Here is a 271-nt window from a genome sequence, read left to right as displayed (position 1 = left end):
ACGCCCGGCCATTCGCCGGACGCTTCGCGCACGTGCTATTTCTTGTCGGCCAGCCAGGCAGCAACGGTTTCGGCATCTCCGTCCTTGACCAGTCCGCCTGGCATGCTCCCCTTCCCGTTCTTTAGGATTTCCAGGATTTGTTCCTTGGTGTATTTGCCCCCCACGTGCGTCAGGTTGGGGCCGACTGCCCCCTCCAGATTCTGACCGTGGCAGCTTGCACAGTTGTTTTTAAACAACGTTTCGGCTGTCGCGGCATCATACTTGCCCGATG

Annotated in this window: 1 protein-coding gene; it reads right to left on the bottom strand. The window is 58.7% G+C overall.

The genetic code is table 11. The annotated features are described in order from the left end of the window. Positions 1–35 precede the first annotated feature (35 nt). The coding region (locus LD028_RS09020; RefSeq protein WP_237811618.1) for a c-type cytochrome at positions 36–271 on the bottom strand (236 nt) is incomplete at its 5' end.

This window comes from Anoxybacillus sp. LAT27 (genome assembly GCF_022030075.1).
GTDB classification, from domain to species: Bacteria; Bacillota; Bacilli; order Bacillales; family Anoxybacillaceae; genus Anoxybacillus; species Anoxybacillus kestanbolensis.
The sequence above is the reverse complement of the archived record's forward strand: the minus strand, read 5'-3'. Positions and strand labels throughout refer to the sequence as shown.